The 15,747-nt window shown below is 57.5% G+C and carries 18 protein-coding genes; 16 read left to right on the top strand and 2 right to left on the bottom strand.

What is annotated here, in order from left to right; genetic code table 11:
* Positions 1-389: 389 nt before the first annotated feature.
* From O3300_RS06465 to O3300_RS06520, 13 genes are all read left to right on the top strand, one after another.
* Complete coding sequence (locus O3300_RS06465) at positions 390-1,610, top strand: integrase arm-type DNA-binding domain-containing protein (protein ID WP_305052480.1); 1,221 nt, start codon at positions 390-392, stop codon at positions 1,608-1,610.
* Between the two features lie 76 nt (positions 1,611-1,686).
* On the top strand, positions 1,687-2,337 hold the full coding sequence (locus tag O3300_RS06470) for a hypothetical protein (RefSeq protein WP_305052481.1): 651 nt from the start codon (positions 1,687-1,689) through the stop codon (positions 2,335-2,337).
* Positions 2,338-2,386: 49 nt separating this feature from the next.
* The gene (locus tag O3300_RS28425; protein ID WP_369812226.1) at positions 2,387-2,590 is read left to right on the top strand and encodes a helix-turn-helix transcriptional regulator; all 204 of its coding nucleotides are present in this window, start codon (positions 2,387-2,389) and stop codon (positions 2,588-2,590) included.
* A complete protein-coding gene (locus O3300_RS06475; protein ID WP_305052482.1) occupies positions 2,587-3,162 on the top strand; it encodes a hypothetical protein in 576 nt (191 codons plus the stop codon). The genes O3300_RS28425 and O3300_RS06475 overlap by 4 nt, the downstream gene beginning before the upstream one ends.
* A complete protein-coding gene (locus O3300_RS06480) occupies positions 3,159-3,398 on the top strand; it encodes a hypothetical protein (protein WP_305052483.1) in 240 nt (79 codons plus the stop codon). Before O3300_RS06475 ends, O3300_RS06480 begins: the two co-directional genes overlap by 4 nt.
* A complete protein-coding gene (locus O3300_RS06485) occupies positions 3,395-3,748 on the top strand; it encodes a hypothetical protein (RefSeq protein WP_305052484.1) in 354 nt (117 codons plus the stop codon). Before O3300_RS06480 ends, O3300_RS06485 begins: the two co-directional genes overlap by 4 nt.
* Entirely contained in the window at positions 3,748-3,930 is a 183-nt protein-coding gene (locus O3300_RS06490) for a hypothetical protein (protein WP_305052485.1), read from the top strand. The genes O3300_RS06485 and O3300_RS06490 overlap by 1 nt, the downstream gene beginning before the upstream one ends.
* A complete protein-coding gene (locus O3300_RS06495) occupies positions 3,927-6,113 on the top strand; it encodes an AAA family ATPase (protein WP_305052486.1) in 2,187 nt (728 codons plus the stop codon). Before O3300_RS06490 ends, O3300_RS06495 begins: the two co-directional genes overlap by 4 nt.
* Complete coding sequence (locus O3300_RS06500; protein WP_305052487.1) at positions 6,110-6,619, top strand: hypothetical protein; 510 nt, start codon at positions 6,110-6,112, stop codon at positions 6,617-6,619. The genes O3300_RS06495 and O3300_RS06500 overlap by 4 nt, the downstream gene beginning before the upstream one ends.
* Before the next feature lie 170 nt (positions 6,620-6,789).
* Entirely contained in the window at positions 6,790-7,860 is a 1,071-nt protein-coding gene (locus tag O3300_RS06505; protein ID WP_131689423.1) for a tyrosine-type recombinase/integrase, read from the top strand.
* A 570-nt stretch (positions 7,861-8,430) separates the two neighbouring features.
* Entirely contained in the window at positions 8,431-8,694 is a 264-nt protein-coding gene (locus O3300_RS06510; protein WP_305052488.1) for a hypothetical protein, read from the top strand.
* 71 nt (positions 8,695-8,765) lie between these two features.
* Entirely contained in the window at positions 8,766-9,149 is a 384-nt protein-coding gene (locus O3300_RS06515; protein WP_305052489.1) for a hypothetical protein, read from the top strand.
* Between the two features lie 9 nt (positions 9,150-9,158).
* Complete coding sequence (locus O3300_RS06520) at positions 9,159-11,480, top strand: hypothetical protein (RefSeq protein ID WP_305052490.1); 2,322 nt, start codon at positions 9,159-9,161, stop codon at positions 11,478-11,480.
* A 239-nt stretch (positions 11,481-11,719) separates the two neighbouring features.
* Here the strand turns inward: O3300_RS06520 and O3300_RS06525 are convergent, their stop codons facing one another.
* On the bottom strand, positions 11,720-12,301 hold the full coding sequence (locus tag O3300_RS06525) for a recombinase family protein (RefSeq protein ID WP_305052491.1): 582 nt from the start codon (positions 12,299-12,301) through the stop codon (positions 11,720-11,722).
* A 299-nt stretch (positions 12,302-12,600) separates the two neighbouring features.
* On the opposite strand from O3300_RS06525, the gene O3300_RS06530 reads away from it, so the two are divergent.
* The 3 genes from O3300_RS06530 to O3300_RS06540 all read left to right on the top strand — a co-directional run bounded on the left by O3300_RS06530 (position 12,601) and on the right by O3300_RS06540 (position 14,622).
* Complete coding sequence (locus O3300_RS06530; protein ID WP_305052492.1) at positions 12,601-12,864, top strand: hypothetical protein; 264 nt, start codon at positions 12,601-12,603, stop codon at positions 12,862-12,864.
* Positions 12,865-13,308: 444 nt separating this feature from the next.
* The gene (locus tag O3300_RS06535) at positions 13,309-13,512 is read left to right on the top strand and encodes a hypothetical protein (protein ID WP_305052493.1); all 204 of its coding nucleotides are present in this window, start codon (positions 13,309-13,311) and stop codon (positions 13,510-13,512) included.
* Between the two features lie 132 nt (positions 13,513-13,644).
* Positions 13,645-14,622 carry a contractile injection system protein, VgrG/Pvc8 family gene (locus O3300_RS06540; protein ID WP_305052494.1) on the top strand — a complete coding sequence of 326 codons (978 nt, stop codon included), beginning with the start codon at positions 13,645-13,647 and terminating at the stop codon, positions 14,620-14,622.
* 31 nt (positions 14,623-14,653) lie between these two features.
* Here O3300_RS06540 and O3300_RS06545 read toward each other — a convergent pair whose 3' ends face one another.
* A complete protein-coding gene (locus tag O3300_RS06545) occupies positions 14,654-15,463 on the bottom strand; it encodes a hypothetical protein (protein WP_289914273.1) in 810 nt (269 codons plus the stop codon).
* Positions 15,464-15,747: the final 284 nt, after the last annotated feature.

A 15,747-nucleotide genomic window follows, 5' to 3' on the forward strand; every position in this document is an offset into this window, starting at 1 on the left:
ACAGTGTTGCGTTCGATACTAGTACTCATCTTGATACAGAAATCGTTCCGCAAATCGTAATGAGGCCCAGCATTTATGCGGCCTCCAGAGGAGTATGTGAATAATTTTGCGGAACGGAAAGCATGGTTAAGTCTATGATTTATATAACTTCTGCTACTGACTTAAAATCTCCCGCCTGTAAGGGCGTGCCGGTTCGATTCCGGCTCCGGGCACCAAATGATCATGTCATATCGTATTAAGAAGCATCGAAACCCGCCCTTCTCATAGGAGGCGCGGGTTTTTTGTTGTCTTGTATCGTCTTACGTCGTAGCATGACAGCGTACAGTTTTGTCGGTACTTATGGCGGTACTTCCGGATACCGCAAAAAAAGTACCGTCACGGAGGAAGACATGGCGCTGACAGACACATTTGTAAGACAGGTGAGGCCCACCAGGCCCGCCGGCGACAAGCACACGGACGGCGGCGGAATGTACCTGTTAGTGAAGGAAGCCGGCAAGTATTGGCGCCTGGATTACCGCTTCCTGGACAAGCGCAAGACACTGGCCTTAGGCGTCTACCCCGCCGTATCGCTGGCCACCGCCCGAAAGCGGCGCGACGAAGCACGCGAGTTGCTGGCCGGCGGCATCGACCCCAGCCAGGCCAAGCGCGATGACCAGCATGCCAAGACGGCGGCCGCATCGCATACCTTTGAGGCCGTCGCGCGGCAGTGGCTGCGAAAAACGCAAGCCGAACGCGCCGAGAGCACCCAGCAAAAGAACACGTCCTGGCTGGAAAGGAATATCTTCCCTGAGATTGGGGCGATGCAGATCTCGTCCATCAAACCCCGCGACGTGTTGGCTGCCCTGCGCAAGATTGAAGCGCGCGGCGCCATCGAGTCGGCCCACAAGATCAAACAGCTGTGCGGCCAGGTGTTCCGGTTTGCGGTTGCATCAGATCTGGCTGAGCGTGACGTTACCGCCGATCTGCGCGACGCGCTATCCGCCGTGCCTAGCACGCACTATGCCGCCATCACCGAACCCAAGCAGGCAGGCGGCCTCCTGCGCGCCATCTTCGACTACAACGGCCATCCCTACGCCGTGGCGGCGCTCAAGCTGGCGCCCCTGCTGTTTGTGCGACCTGGGGAGCTGCGCGCAGCTGAGTGGGCGGAAATCGATTTCGACGATGCACTCTGGCGCATCCCCGCCATCAAGATGAAGATGAGCCTCGATCACCTGGTGCCGCTGTCGAGCCAAGCCATAGCACTGCTACGCGGCGTGCACGCGATGAGCGGCACCGGCCGGTACGTCTTTCCAAGCATTCGCACGCAAGAGCGCTGCATGAGCGACAACACCGTCAATGCGGCACTGCGCGCCATGGGCTACCCGAAGGAGGCAATGACCGGCCACGGCTTCCGCGCCATGGCCAGGACCATCATGGACGAGGTGCTGGGTGAGCGTGTCGACCTGATCGAGCACCAACTGGCGCACGCGGTCAGGGACGTGAACGGCAGGGCCTACAACCGCACCAGTCATCTGCCGGCGCGCCGGGAAATGATGCAGCGATGGGCTGACTACCTGGACAACCTGCGAGCAGGCGCCGAAGTTATTCGGCTACAGGGTAGTGCCGCATAAATTCACAGATTATGTCTGCAAACCCACTTTGCTGATGATTGGAATCACAACTTATTCAGTTTTTTTAAGGAATGGAATGAGCGACAACGAACTGCGCCTACCTCGATCAGAGCGCACATCATTTACCGAAGCCGTTTATGTGGTCGACGGTCTCGCGGCCACATGGGATCTATGGGGACTTGAAAGAGAATTTCCTTTTTTCACATTTTTTTTCGAGGATTTTTGGCTAAGCCCGAATACAAATGGTGATGCGCAACTGGAAAATTTTCTAAAAACTGAACAATTATCCGAGTGGGAGGGAAAAACCATAAAGCCTGCCTTCAAAGCAGGATTGGTGCATATGGCCATGCTAGAGGTATGTTGCTCCTATGCAGTTCAAGCCATGAAAGCAAATAAAAATAGCAAAATGGCATGGGCATTTTCTTGTGAGGCCAACATGTGGCTTGGTGCAGTGAGGGGATTATCGATAGAGCGCGGCCCAAAAAATAACGGCCTGTCGATGCAGGCAAAAAAGGGCGCGGCTGCTAGACACAAGGAAAATCGGGAGATGAAGCTCGAAGTTTGGGACTGGGATGAAAAACAGAATGAGTATAAATCCATAAATTCCGCAGCGGAAGCAGCCGCAGGGAAGCTAGTTCCAGTTACCCTTAAAACCGTTCGAGAATGGATTTCGGAGGGCCGAAAAAACCGGCGTGCCGGCACAGCGGCTTCACGCCAAGGGAAATAAATAGGACATTGCACCCATTGCGCTACGGCGTACAAACAAGGGGTGTATCGTGTCACAGAAAGTTATCAGAATTGCCGAATTGGCGACTACCAAGGGGCGGCCCGGCAAGCTGCCAGTCAGCCCGGCCACCGTCTGGCGCTGGGTTCGAGAAGGAAAGTTTCCCAAGCCTTTCAAGCTTGGCGAGTCCGTCACTGTATGGGATCTGGACCAGGTCGAAGCCTTCATTACGAAGCGCGCTAAGGGAGCTACATGATGCTCTCTCACCATGTCAGAAAAAATCCTGTTGACGCGCGGCCATTCTCCACCTATCCTGAAAACGTCGCAAAAAAAGAAGCGACCGGGTTTGGCGACCTGACTTACACATGGCGGACAACCGCTTCCAGGCGGCTTTTTTTCGTCCGAGCCATTGCGTCTCCTATGAGCGGCAGTGGTGGGGATACCTTCGGGTATGCCGGTTTCCGTGTGTACCGGTTCGCCAACCCCACCATTTGCTGCTCACCCCGTTTGGCGACGGGTTGTGCGGTTTCAAAACTACACACGGAGGCAATCATGCCAGGCTCCACCACATCCCTACATTCCCCCTCATTCGTCGGCACCCTCTCCGTCGACCAGCTTTTTCAAACCGCGTTCTACAACGGCCGCGCACCACGCAGCCAGGAATACAAGGCCGGCGCCCGCATGGCGCTTGAGCACCGCATCGAGCGCAAGGACTTCGACCTGCCGTACCAAGCCGGCACGGCCGCCGCTGACGCTTTCTTTGCCGGTATTGAAGAAGGCAAAACGATCTGGCGTACGGCCGTTGCCAAGATCGGCGGTGCTGCATGAAAACGAGCACTCGTAGCCAAATTGATGCGGCCATCGTGCTGGATGCGCCCTTTGCTGATATTCACCTCGCCTACGCTGTCGCTCCCGAGCATGCCCGCATGCGCGCGCGCCAGTTGGCCGCGCTTCTGCTGGCAATGCAGCCAGAAGACGGCCCTGGTGATCTGCTTTGGCTGGCACAGCAAATGGCAGATGAAGTCGCGGGCACGTTGGCTGGCATCGACGGAGGTGCACCATGAACACCCGTCACACACCTGCACCGGCCAAGCTGCCAAAAGCCACCGCGTTTCATGTGCCCTTCTCGCACTTGCACCTCCACCTGAAGCATGACCAAGATGCGCAATTCGCCGCCGCCACGATGGATATCGCCCGTGGCATTGGCGTGTGCCTTGAAATGGCCAGCAATAGCGATCTGGCCAGGGAAACGAACACCGATGCCGATCCGGCCGACGAAGACTTGCCTGTGCTTGACCCGGTAGATACCTACATCCTTACGCGCTTTGCCATTTCGGCAGCGAGATTGCTGGCCGAGCACGCTAATGACCGCATCACATGGCTGAACGAATACCGCGTAAAGGAGGCGAAATAATGGCCACCGCACCACACAAGCCCTGGGGAGTCACCTTTGCTGGCGCAACCATTTCCTTCTCTACGCGCGCAGAAGCCAAGCGCTTCATCCGCATCAATCACCAGGATGTGGCAGATCGCCGCGGTGGCACCTTCAAGGCCGTCATTATCCGCATTCCTGTGCCGAAGGAGGCTATCCATTGAACGCATCGCTTTCAAACATTGAGGCACAGTTTGCCATCGCCATGGCCGGCTACGACCTGGCCCCGCCCGATATCGTCGCCGATGGCCTGCGCCACCGCTTCGACGCCCCGGATGACAAGAAAGGCAAGAAGTCGGCCTGGTACATCCTCCACAGCGACGGCGTGCCGGCCGGCGCCTTCGGCAACTGGAAAACCGACCTGTCCGAAAAGTGGTGCGGCAAGTCAGACCAGGTGCTGACGCCGGCCGAACGCGCCGAGTACCGCGCGCGCATCGACAAGGCCAGACAGGAAGCCGAGTTCACGCGCCTGCAGCTGGAAGGCGAAGCAGCGACCGTGTGCGTGCGCATACTGGCCGGCGCGCGCGATGCCACCGACGACAATCCGTACTGCGTCCGCAAGGGCATCAAGCCGTATGGCCTGAAAGAGTTCAAGGACAAGCGCACCCTGATCGTGCCAATACGCGACGCCACCGGCGCCATCACCAGCGTGCAATTCATCTACGAGGATGGCAGCAAGCTCCTCAAGTCGAACGGCAAGGTCAAGGGCTGCTACTACAGCTTTGGCGGCAAGCCTGCCGATACGCTGCTGGTCTGCGAAGGCTTCGCTACTGGCGCCAGCCTGTATGCAGCCACTGGCTACCCGGTGGCCGTGGCCTTCAATGCCGGCAACTTGGAGGCGGTGGCCAGGGTATTGCGCGGGAAACTGCCGGGCATCCGGATCATCGTGTGCGCCGATGACGACAGGTTTAAGGAGAGTAGCAATACCGGCCTGATAAAGGCGAAGGCTGCGGCCGCTGCTGTTGGCGGCTTGCTGGCGGTGCCTGTGTTTCAGTCTGACGATGGACAGCCTACCGACTTTAACGACCTGCATGCCCGCGAGGGAAGCCAGGCTGTCATGGCGGCAATCAGCGCGGCCGCGTCGCAGGACCGTAGCCATGCTGCGCCTGTTGCGCTGGCGGCGCCGCCGGCCGAGCCAGCAACGAGCCTGACCAACGATCGTTCGATGATCCCGGCGACTGACACGCGCACCGTGAAAATCCGCTGCGCCACCGATATCAAGCCGCTACCGATTACCTGGCTGTGGCCTGGTTGGGTGCCGGCCGGTAAGTTGACCATCCTGGCCGGTGCCGCCGGCACAGGCAAGACCACGCTGGCGCTCGGCCTGGCCTCTGTGCTGACGGCAGGCGGTCCATGGCCTGATGGCAGCGCCTGCAAGCGCAAGGGTAACGTGCTGGTGTGGTCGAGCGAGGACGTGGCCGACGATACCCTGGTGCCGCGCCTGATCGCCTCCGGCGCCGACCTGAGCCGCTGCCACTTTATTGAGGGCATCACGGAAAACGGCGAGAGCGTGCCATTCGATCCGGCCCAGGACATTCCGGAGCTGCACCGCGCGGTGGCCGCCATCGGTGGCGTGAGCCTGCTGCTGATCGATCCTATCGTGTCCGCCGTGGCCGGCGACATGCACCGGGCCAATGATGTGCGCCGCAGCTTGCAAGCCGTGGTGGACTTCGCCGAGGCCCACCAGTGCGCGGTGATCGGCATCACCCACTTTGCCAAGGGCGGCGCAGGCAAAGCGCCACAGGACCGGGTTATCGGCTCCCAGGCGTTCGGCGCCCTGGCGCGCATGGTGCTGGTGACGGCGAAGGAAGAAGACGGCGCCCGCCGTGTGCTGGCGCGCGCCAAGTCCAACATCGCACCGGATGACGGCGGCGTGTCTTACAGCCTAGGCATGAAGACGATCAATGGCGGCATCGAAGCCACGCACGCGGTATGGGAAGGCACCATTGACGGAACTGCACGGGAAATCCTGGGCGAGGTTGAGCACGATGAGAGCGAAGGTGGAGATGGTGGGCAGCGTGACGACCTGGAGCGCATGCTGATTGACACCCTCACCGATGCTGGCGGTCGCATGGCCACCAAAGCTTTGCAAGCCGAAATCCGGGATGCTGGACATTCATGGGATGCGGCCAAACGCATCAAAAAATCGCTGGGAATTGAGGCGGTGAAGGCCAGCATGGGCGGTCCATGGATGTGGTGTTTGCCGGGCGCAATTCCACGAAGGGAGCACGAAGGGAGTGAAGGGAGCACAGAAAAAACAGCGCCCCCTTCGCTCCCTTCGGCGCTCCCTTCCCAAAAGGTTGCATCCAATGTCATACCAATTTCCTCGGTTGAGGTGACGATATGACCCCCGCAAGCCTGCTGGCGGAATGCCAAAAGGCAGGCGTAATTGTCGAGCTGGCAAGTGGCGCTCTCAAACTGAAAGGCCAGCCCGATGCGGTGCATTTCGCTGCAGGCATGCTGCGCCCTTTCAAGGAAGATCTGGTGCGTTACCTCGATCAACCCATCGCCGAACCACTTTTCCAAGTGGAGCCGCCTTGCCAGGCATCGAGCACGACGCCTCCCGACGATACCACCCGCGCACGGGCGGCACTGTTTCGTGGCCGGGGTTTGAGTCAGGCGGCCGCAATGGCGCTGGCGCAGCGGCTGACGGTGCGCGACCAGCAGCACGATGAACGGCGGGTATGCCTGGAATGCGCGCACATGGCCGGCACCGCCAACGCCAGGCGCTGCGGGCAATGGCGACAAAACCGGATGAAGGGCCCGGCCATGCCCGCCGACCTGGTGGACGTACTGCAGCGCTGCCACGGCTTTGCGATCCGGGTGCTCCGGGATAGCGAAGCATCACCATGACGGCGCGGCCCGCAAGCCCGGAAACGCTCCGGTAACGCCGCTGTAACGGTGACTGCGTTACTTCGCTACTGCCAAGCCAGCGGCGCGTGCGGATGCGCGGCCATGGTGCCGCGCCAGCCGCTGCATATTACTCAACATTGCCACAAAAAATAGCTACGATAGGAAAAAACATGAGCGCAACTTTATTTCGAGTTGGAGAAAGCAAGATTTGGCATTACCGGTACCAGGTGGCCGGCCAGCGCGTCCAGCGCACCACGCGCCTGACGGTGAAGCATGAAGCCGAGATTGTGGCCGCACGGGCCTACGCCGACGCTGTTACCCGAGCGAACGGCGGCAAGCCGGTACCAACGCTGGCCGAACTGTTCGCCGAGTGGCAGCTGGTACGCGCACCCGTCGCCAGTGTTGCGCATCGCCGTTCGGTGGATGTGATCCGGCGCCTGCATCTTTACGACCTGGGCGATCTGCCGGTGAGCGACATCACCACCCTGCACATCGAGAAAGCGCGCAACCTGCACCTGGTCGACCACAAGCCAGCGTCCGCCAATGCCTGGTTGCGGGTAATCAAGCTGATGGTCAATTGGGCCGTCAAGCGCGAGATCCTGCTTCGGTTGCCATGGCGAGTAACCATGTTGAAGGTCCAGAAAGTCCCGCGTGCCATCTTGTCGCTCGCTTCGGCTGGCGATTGGCTCGCCCAGGTCGATGCCGCGACGGTAGACACGCCCGAAGTTGCCGTGGCCATACGGTTGCTGTTCGGCCTGGGCCTGCGCGAGGGAGAGGCAGCCACTGCGCGCTGGGAGTGGATCGACTGGGAACGCAAGACCTACACGCCGGGCATCACCAAGGGCCGCGAGGCCGAGCCTTGCCCTATCCAGCCATGGCTTGTCGACTATCTGGCACCCTTGCGCAAAGGCGAAGGCCTGATCGCGCCGCGCGCCGACGGCACGCAGCTGCAATCCGGCTATGCCCGTACGGCGATGAAAACCGCCAATGCGAAGAGCCAGATCAAGGGGCTCACGCCGCACCGCCTGCGCGGCAGCTATGCGACGCTGCTGTCGGAGGCCGGCGCGAACATCCAGACGATACAGGCCGTCATGCGCCACAAGAGCCCCATCACGACGATGGCCTACCTCGAAAAGGATATGGATTGCGTGAAAGCTGCGCAGGAAAGGATGGCGGAGAAGATGGGTTTTGGGCGGCGAGGAAGTGAAACGGCCGCTCTGCTCCCTCCTGCGAAAAAGTAACCACCATGTTTATCGGGAATCATCGGGGATTTTCGGGCCATTTTCGTGGTTTTCGGCCATGCGGCAGCAATTCCCATAGGCATTTTCATGCAAGAAAGGCAAGGCCGTTTAGATGGTTCGCACTGGGTTGGTTCGCGGCAAAGTTCGCACTGAAAACGCGCAAATTGAAAACGGGTTTTCGTGCTGCTACGCTGAAATACTTCGATCCGACGCAGTGGAAATTGGAGGCGAAATCGGTTCCCGGCATGGCAATTCGGTGCAAAATAAAGCCGAGCAAATCTCAATCACATGGGGAGAGAAATCAGCGCTCCTTCATAGGGGAATATCGATATGGACAAACGCGCCGCAGGGCTTTCTATCGCAACGTTTTACCGAATGTTCGGCGCTACTTACCTGGCCTTTCGGCGCCTTGTCCTGATGAGTGGCGTTCAGCAACCCTTGGCAGCCGACCAATTTATTTGAGCGAAGCGCGACGTGCCTTTAAGTGCGCACCAAAGCTCCCCATTGGTGATGGTTTTAGTGAGGGGGCGCGACGACTTTATCGGATAGTGCAACGCTGCAGGTGGACTGGTGCGTAAAGGGGCATATCAAAAAATGCTCGATGGGCTGGCGGCTCTCTCGGTGCCTGAGCCCGCAAAGCGTCAGTTTGAAGAGCTGATACGCAAGAGCGCAGCCCTGGACGGCATTTCTTCAATCGACCGGCAGGAGCGCGTGAAGTTCGCGCGCCACCTGCTCGACCAGAGGGAAAGCCGCGCGACGATCTGCCTGCGCCTGCAGGCGAAGTATGGAATCGGTCGCTCACAAGCCTATCTGGTCATTGCCGAAGCGCTGTAACTGTCCGGTTTCCCCCCTGAGAATCGGACGCAAGCGGGATTTAATGCGCCATCGACATGAAAGGAAACTGAATGAAAATCGTCTACTTCAACCCGGAGTTGAGCACCCGAGCGCCTGACCTTCTCGGTGTTTTCTGTATGGATCCCAACGGGCAATGGCTCACCCTGCAAGACATCGATGAGGTGCTTGCGACTGGCGCGGATGTGGAAATTCGCCAGGCCACCGAAACTGAGGTCGAGCGTGCGGAGGCAGTTGTGATTCTTTACGAAATAGAATTGGAGCTGGCAAGGCGGGTTGGTGGCCTGCTTGACCCTAACGCCGCGGCTATCGACAGCGTTGTAGCAATGGTTACGTCCGCTTTTGCCGCTGACGTGACAGAACCACCGTGCGATTCGCGCCCAGCTCAGCTAGAGCCTGTTGTCGATACCAAGTTGCCCTTGTCCGATATCTCCTGAAAGTAAATCATGCGCCCAATTCAAGAAAAGATCGCCGAGGCGAAAGCCGCCGGCTACAGCGATGCACAGATTACCGATCACCTCGCCTCATCTCCCGACTACGCCGATAAGATCAAGACCGCGACGACTGCCGGCTACAAGCCAGAAGACATTATTGGCCACTTAGCGAATACGAAGGCGGCACCTGCCAACAAGCGCACTTTTAAATTCACCAGTCCAGAAGGCAAAAAATATTCCGTTGAGGGGCCAGATGGCGCCACCGAGCAGGAGGCATTCCAAATACTGCAGTCACAGCTTGGCGCAGGGGCGCAGACCTCCGCACCCTCAAAACCATTCGGTCAGCAGCTGAACGATAGTATCGCCGACATTCCGCGCCAGTTCGGCCTCGCTGCGCGTTACGGCATAGAGGGTACCGGCGAAGCGTTTAATCTTCTGGCGACGCCGTTTCGGGCGGGCCTCAATATGCTGGCCCCAAAGAAGCAGACGCTACCCGGACTGGTAGCCGGTGCAACACCCCGCGATGTTTTCCAGCCCGTCAACTTCAGAGGCTTAGCGGATGCTGTCGGACTTCCAGAGCCTCGCAATGCAATCGAGCGGGTGGTTGGCGATATGACGCGTACTGTGGCCGGGGGCATGGTACCGGTCGCAGCAGCAGGGCGGGTCGCCCAGGGCGCATCAGGCGTGACGAAAAGCGTTGCACAGACACTTGCGACCAACCCTCTGCAACAGCTGGTCTCTGCCGGTGCAGCTGGCGCCGCCGGCGGTTACGCGCGCGAAACTGGCGGCACCAATACATCGCAGATGTTGGCAAGCGTGGCAGCTGGCGTTGCCGCACCGCTGACGATGAACAAACTCGCTCAGGCTGCTGGTGCAATTGGCCGTATGGCGCGCCCTCAGGTGCCATCACCAGCGCAGATCGATACACATATCAACAGTGCATTGGGACCGAGCGGCATGACGCTGGCCGACTTGCCGGCTGGCGTACAAGCGGGCATTCGAAAGGATGTGGCCGATGCTTTCAAAATTAGCGATTCTGTCACCCCGATGGCTGTCAGACGCCTGGCCGACTATCGAATGACCGGTACAACACCAACAGCCGCAGGCTTGACGGACAATCCGGCTGTTATTACGCAACAACGTAACCTGGCCAAACTGGGCATTAACAGTAAGGACATTTCGGCTCAGACTCTTGGGCAGAATGAGAATGCCAATAATAGGCAACTTATTAGCGGTTTGAACGAGGCAGGTGCAAGCACGCCCGATACGGCGATTGCCGGTGGCCGCCGGGTAATGGCTGGCGTGGAAGGTTACAACGACCGCGCCACTGGCATCATTGGTCGACTGTACGACCGTGCTCGAGATTCAAGTGGGCGCAGTGCCGCGCTTGACCCGCAAGCATTTGCAACGCGTGCGGACGAGCTTTTGACATACAACCTGCGCAATGCTGAACTGCCCGCAGATATCCGCAAGAAGCTCAACGACTTCGCATCAGGAGCCGTGCCACTGACCATCGAAACTGCGGAGCAATTCAAGACGATTATGGCAAAGGTTCAGCGGACATCGTCTGACGGAGGCGTACGCGATGCGATCAGCCAAGTACGTACAGCATTAGAGGAAACGCCATTGCTGCCAGGGCAGCCGCTTGCAGCAGGTTCACAGGCCGCGTTTGATCGTGCGCGCAGCACGCATCGACAATACATGGGCATTGTCGAAAAGACGCCCGCTTTACAGGCCGTGCGTGACGGTATCGAACCCGATAAATTCGTGCAGCAGTTCGTCGTTGGGGGCGGTTCGAAGTCGAATGTAGCCGACGTGGCAGCGCTGCGCCAAGCAGTGCGATCAAGCCCTGATGCGCTTCAGGCCGTCCGGGAGCAGATTGCAGCACACCTGAAGGCCAAGGCGCTTAACGGCGCCGCTGACGAAGTGGGCAACCTAAGCCAATCGGCCTACAACAAATCCCTGAACGCCATCGGCGACGAGAAGCTAGCGTTGTTCTTCACTAGGCCGGAAGTCGACCAACTGCGGGCGATCGGGCGGGTGGCCAGCTATGAACAAGTGCAACCAAGAGGAAGCGCGGTCAACAACTCCAACTCCGCAGCAGCAATCGGCAATATTTTTGACCGTATTGCAGGCAGCTCGCTGCTAAGTAAGGTGCCATTTGGAAAATCGTTACAGGAGCCGATCCAGAACATCTCAGTCGGACTCAAATCAAGTGCGGCGATGAATGTACCGAAGGCGCTGGCGGGTAACCCTTTGCAACGCGCAGCAGGCCGCCCGGTGGGATTGGCAATGTCGCCGGCCGTGCTCATGCAGCAGCAGGAGGAAAAGTGATGGGCTACTTCCTGGATTCAAGCCAGGCGTTAATGAGCATGGCGATAAAAGCGCCCAGCATGATCGGATCGTAGTGCATGGTTTTTCCCGGCAAGCCTGTCGATCTGGCAATTATAGACGCTCCACCCATCGTGTTGATGATGGCCTTGCACAGTACCGGCGCCATGCTCCTATGGTGCAGGTATCACAGCAGCCACATCGCACCAGCGAAGCAACTGGTGCGTGCACTCCCCACCTGGCTATGCCGCATCGGGCTGGGCCTTGAGGATACGGCCAATGCTGGCGCGTGATATTTCGTAGGTGCGGGCCAATTCGCTGATCGACGAGCCCTTTGCATGCTGCGCAACGATGGCCAGCCGCTGGCTGTCATTTGTTTTGGTCGGGCGGCCTAACTCCGTTCCTTGCTGCTTGGCGCGCGCCAGTCCTGCCTGGGTACGCTCGACCAAAAGATCCCGCTCCATTTCCGCGACAGCGCCCAGCATGGTCAGCATGAGCTTTCCTGCCGGCGAGGTCAGGTCCAGCTTGCCGAGCTGCAGCACGATCACCTCGATCCGACGGGCTGCTAGCACCTTGATGGTGGCACCCACGTCCTGCGCATCACGGCCCAGGCGGTCAAGCTTGGAGACAACCAGCGTTTCGCCCGCTCGTATCTGCTGCTGTAGCTGCGCAAACTGTGGCCGCTGCGCCGCTGGTACCTTTCCCGATACGCCTTCGTCTGCGAACCAGTAATCGATCACGATCCCGGCGCGTTCAATCTCCTGGCGCTGGTTCTCGGCGGTCTGGTCTGCCGTGCTGACTCGGCCGTATGCGAAAGTTGCCATTTCTATCTCCAAGGGTTAGCAAGCATGTTCAATAACGTGTTCAATATATATGAACATGTCCATAAATCAAAGGGGTATTTTATGAACAGTTCTATGAAGGGGTTTTATCGCCTGTTCATAAACGGTCGTTTTTGAACATGTTGCTTGAATACTGCTGCCTTAATTTTGGTTGGCAATCCTGATCGAGCCATCAGGCCACCGCGATTGGCCAGGCGCACGCTGCTTGAGAATGACGTCAAGATGACCTGCCTGCTATGGTGAAGCCTGGCGTTACCACACGACGAGAAAGGACCACAAGTATGACACCCACCGAAATCGATGTTCTGACCAGACTGGCCGAAGCGATAGAAAAGATGCAGCGGCCACCGATACCGCTATCAGTCGACCTCTGGGACACCAGCTGCCTCGCCGCGTATTTCAAGCGATCAACAAACCGCGTGCGCAGTGATATTGTCTGCCTTCCGAGTTTTCCCCGGCCGGTTCGATTGCCGGTGGAGGGACGCTCCCAGGCGCTGTACAAGGCGCGGGAAGTCATCGCCTGGGCCGAAAAGCACACCGCATAAATCACCGGCGCGGCCAAGCGCGGTGAGTGCAACTACGGGAATCCCGGTAGCACTCAAACGGCCCCCCATTTCTTTTGACGGTACTTTTGACGGTATCTAAGCTCAAGGTCGGCAAAGACCCTTGATGATAGGCTGGCTTCCGGGGTTAATTCGATTCCGGCTCCGGCACCAGCGCACAGAATTCAGAAACATCAAAAAAGCCATTAAACCCAATACAATCAACGGGTTAGTGGCTTTTTTTACGTCCCGACATTTCCCTTGATACAGATTAAACCCGACAAAAACCGGTAGCGATTACGCCAGACTTACGCCGTGATTACGCCTCAACGAGAGGGATGCATGGCTTCACTCAGGAAACGGGTTGGCGGCTGGCGGGCGGAGATCGCCATCCTCGGCACACGGGAATCTAAAACATTCAGCACCTAGGCCGAAGCTGCGGCCTGGGTGTCGGAACGCAAAACCGAAATCCGGCGCGGCGCCGACAGCGGCATTGTCGTCGGGAAAAGCTACGGCGACGCATTCGACCGATACCTGGAAGAAGTCTCCATCCACAAGCGCGACGAGCGCCGGGAAACGCTGCGCCTCAATGCCATCGGCGAAGTGCTCATTGGCGGCGTGAAAATCAAGATATCAAGCTGGCCAACGTGACACCTGAACTGCTCGGCGCCTGGCGCGATCAGCGCATGACCGGGGAAAACAAGGTCACTGGCGCCACAGTGAATCGTGAGCTGAACTTGCTTTCCCACGTTTTCACGACTACGCGCAGGGAATGGAAATGGCTTGCGGTCAGTCCGACCAGCCGACACGTTTAAACAGCAGCAAGAACACAGCTTTCACAAGACAACCCTGGGCGCCATCATCGAGGCGATTGCCTTTCGCAACGAGCTGGCGTCGGGCGTGTCGGCGCGCCTGCGCGACATCGCCATCGAGCACATCGACCAAACCCACAAAAGCGATGCGGCCTTCCTGCGCCGGCTGGGCAGGAAATACGACGCGGTGGCCACCATCAAGAATGACACCCTGCTCTTCATCCCCATCAACCAGAGCCGCACGGCTAGCGGCAAGGCGCTGCCCGTCATTCCCATCACGCGCGCCCTGGGCGATGGCCACCGCTACCACAGCGCCGAAAGCGATGCCTACACGGGCGTGCGCGCCTTCTGGCACGACGAGCGCTACGCACGCCGCCGCAGCGTCGTGGCCGGCGTGCCCGGCAACAGCAAGCGCCTACGGGCCACCTTCGCCAACGAAACAGACGCGCGCGCGGCGGCCGTGGCCGAATGGCAGCGCATCCTGCGCGGCCTGGCCACCTTTGAAATGAACCTCGCCCTGGGCAACCCGGCCGTGTTCCCGCAATCGCCCGTGACAGTCAAAGGGTTCAAGCCCGAGATCGACGCCACCGAATGGCTATCGGTCAAGGTCACGCACAGCCTGGGCGGCAACGGCTTTACCACGCGGGTGGAACTTGAAACGAAGACGGAAGCGGTCGAGGCGGAGCGCGAGGAAGAGAAAGACCCGGACGAAGGCATCACGGGCGTGGTAGCCAAGTGGAAGGACGTAGCGGCAAAGAAGAAAAAGGCGGGGCAGGAACAGGCCGGCGCCACGGGCACGCTCAAGACGCTGGAGCATCTTTACAAGAGCAAGCAGGCCGCCAAGCGGGCGGCGCTGCATGCGTGGAAGCATATTGAAGAAGTGCGGGACATCATTCAGGAAAACAGCGACGAACGTCAGAAATCAAAATCAACAATTCCCAAGGTTTGAACAATGCAAAAAAGAAGTCCCGAGCTCTGCTCTATGGTGCATCAATTGATACCCAATTTGCCTTATTAACAGTTACTGGCGAATTAATTTCTTTAATGCGTGAACTCAATTTATCTGCCCCAACAATCAAAAGTAAAGCAACGACAAATCCCAAGTTAGCTTTCCACATTCGACGACTATTCCCATGATTATCATGAACAAAAATCATGGCAAAAACTCCAATTACCAAAACAGAAATTATCGCCGATGCCTTACTGGCAAACCTCTCAAAAATCTCTGTTTTACTGTTACCCCTCTCGATTACATCCCAAGCTGTTTCGTCTTGAAGGGCAATTTTTTTCACACCAACGATATCGCCAGAAATAGCATACTTAACTGACGAACTTCCCGTGTAAAACATTCTAACCAAGCAACCATCGTCTTGCTCCAGGATTCGAAAATTTATAATAAATGAATTTTTCCCATCAAGTTTTACCGAGCAGCCGACCACTTTTCGACTTTCCCTTTCAGTTGATACAGATAAAATATTTGCAGAATCATCTTTTATTGTAACGCGAATCGGCGTAAGTACGTCTTGTGCGGAAATGGGTAAATTTCCAGCATTCCAAAAGGTGTGTGATGCAAGCCGAACACTTTTATTCAATGGCGTACCATCTTCGCGAGTAACTTTAAGCGGAATACGAACTTCCTCCTTTACGTCGTAAATAGTTTGCGGAACAAAGTCCGCAGAAAAAGTTGGCTGTTTAAACTGAATACTCTTATCGTAAAAATACCAAGATATATATGCAGCAATCAATATACTTAATAATGCAATAACATATCCAATATAATCTCTTTTCATCTACTCCAAAACCCCCCACAAATAAAAATAATATAAATAAAAATTTCTATTATTAAATTTAAAACTCAGCGTCAAAACGCATATGCAGCATAGCTAGTCGTGTCGTATTCACACTAAGAAGTACATCAGAGTTTGCTGTGAGTCTACACGCCAAGGTTGAGTTCGTGTCCGAATGGCAGACCTGACACCGCCCCCAAGCCTGCACATTTGGAACTTACATGAACGAACGCATGCTGATGGAAACTGGGAAACCGTAGAGTCGAAAAAAGTCGGATCCGCAGCCG

Origin of the sequence: Janthinobacterium sp. SUN206 (assembly GCF_030587305.1) — a bacterium.
Taxonomy (GTDB): domain Bacteria; phylum Pseudomonadota; class Gammaproteobacteria; order Burkholderiales; family Burkholderiaceae_D; genus Janthinobacterium; species Janthinobacterium kumbetense.

Bases quoted from the DNA above. Each gene is read 5' to 3' on its own strand.
- O3300_RS06465 (WP_305052480.1), top strand. From the start codon at position 390: ATGGCGCTGACAGACACATTTGTAAGACAGGTGAGGCCCACCAGGCCC.
- O3300_RS06470 (WP_305052481.1), top strand. From the start codon at position 1,687: ATGAGCGACAACGAACTGCGCCTACCTCGATCAGAGCGCACATCATTT.
- O3300_RS06475 (WP_305052482.1), top strand. From the start codon at position 2,587: ATGATGCTCTCTCACCATGTCAGAAAAAATCCTGTTGACGCGCGGCCA.
- O3300_RS06480 (WP_305052483.1), top strand. From the start codon at position 3,159: ATGAAAACGAGCACTCGTAGCCAAATTGATGCGGCCATCGTGCTGGAT.
- O3300_RS06485 (WP_305052484.1), top strand. From the start codon at position 3,395: ATGAACACCCGTCACACACCTGCACCGGCCAAGCTGCCAAAAGCCACC.
- O3300_RS06490 (WP_305052485.1), top strand. From the start codon at position 3,748: ATGGCCACCGCACCACACAAGCCCTGGGGAGTCACCTTTGCTGGCGCA.
- O3300_RS06500 (WP_305052487.1), top strand. From the start codon at position 6,110: ATGACCCCCGCAAGCCTGCTGGCGGAATGCCAAAAGGCAGGCGTAATT.
- O3300_RS06505 (WP_131689423.1), top strand. From the start codon at position 6,790: ATGAGCGCAACTTTATTTCGAGTTGGAGAAAGCAAGATTTGGCATTAC.
- O3300_RS06515 (WP_305052489.1), top strand. From the start codon at position 8,766: ATGAAAATCGTCTACTTCAACCCGGAGTTGAGCACCCGAGCGCCTGAC.
- O3300_RS06520 (WP_305052490.1), top strand. From the start codon at position 9,159: ATGCGCCCAATTCAAGAAAAGATCGCCGAGGCGAAAGCCGCCGGCTAC.
- O3300_RS06525 (WP_305052491.1), bottom strand. From the start codon at position 12,301: ATGGCAACTTTCGCATACGGCCGAGTCAGCACGGCAGACCAGACCGCC.
- O3300_RS06530 (WP_305052492.1), top strand. From the start codon at position 12,601: ATGACACCCACCGAAATCGATGTTCTGACCAGACTGGCCGAAGCGATA.
- O3300_RS06545 (WP_289914273.1), bottom strand. From the start codon at position 15,463: ATGAAAAGAGATTATATTGGATATGTTATTGCATTATTAAGTATATTG.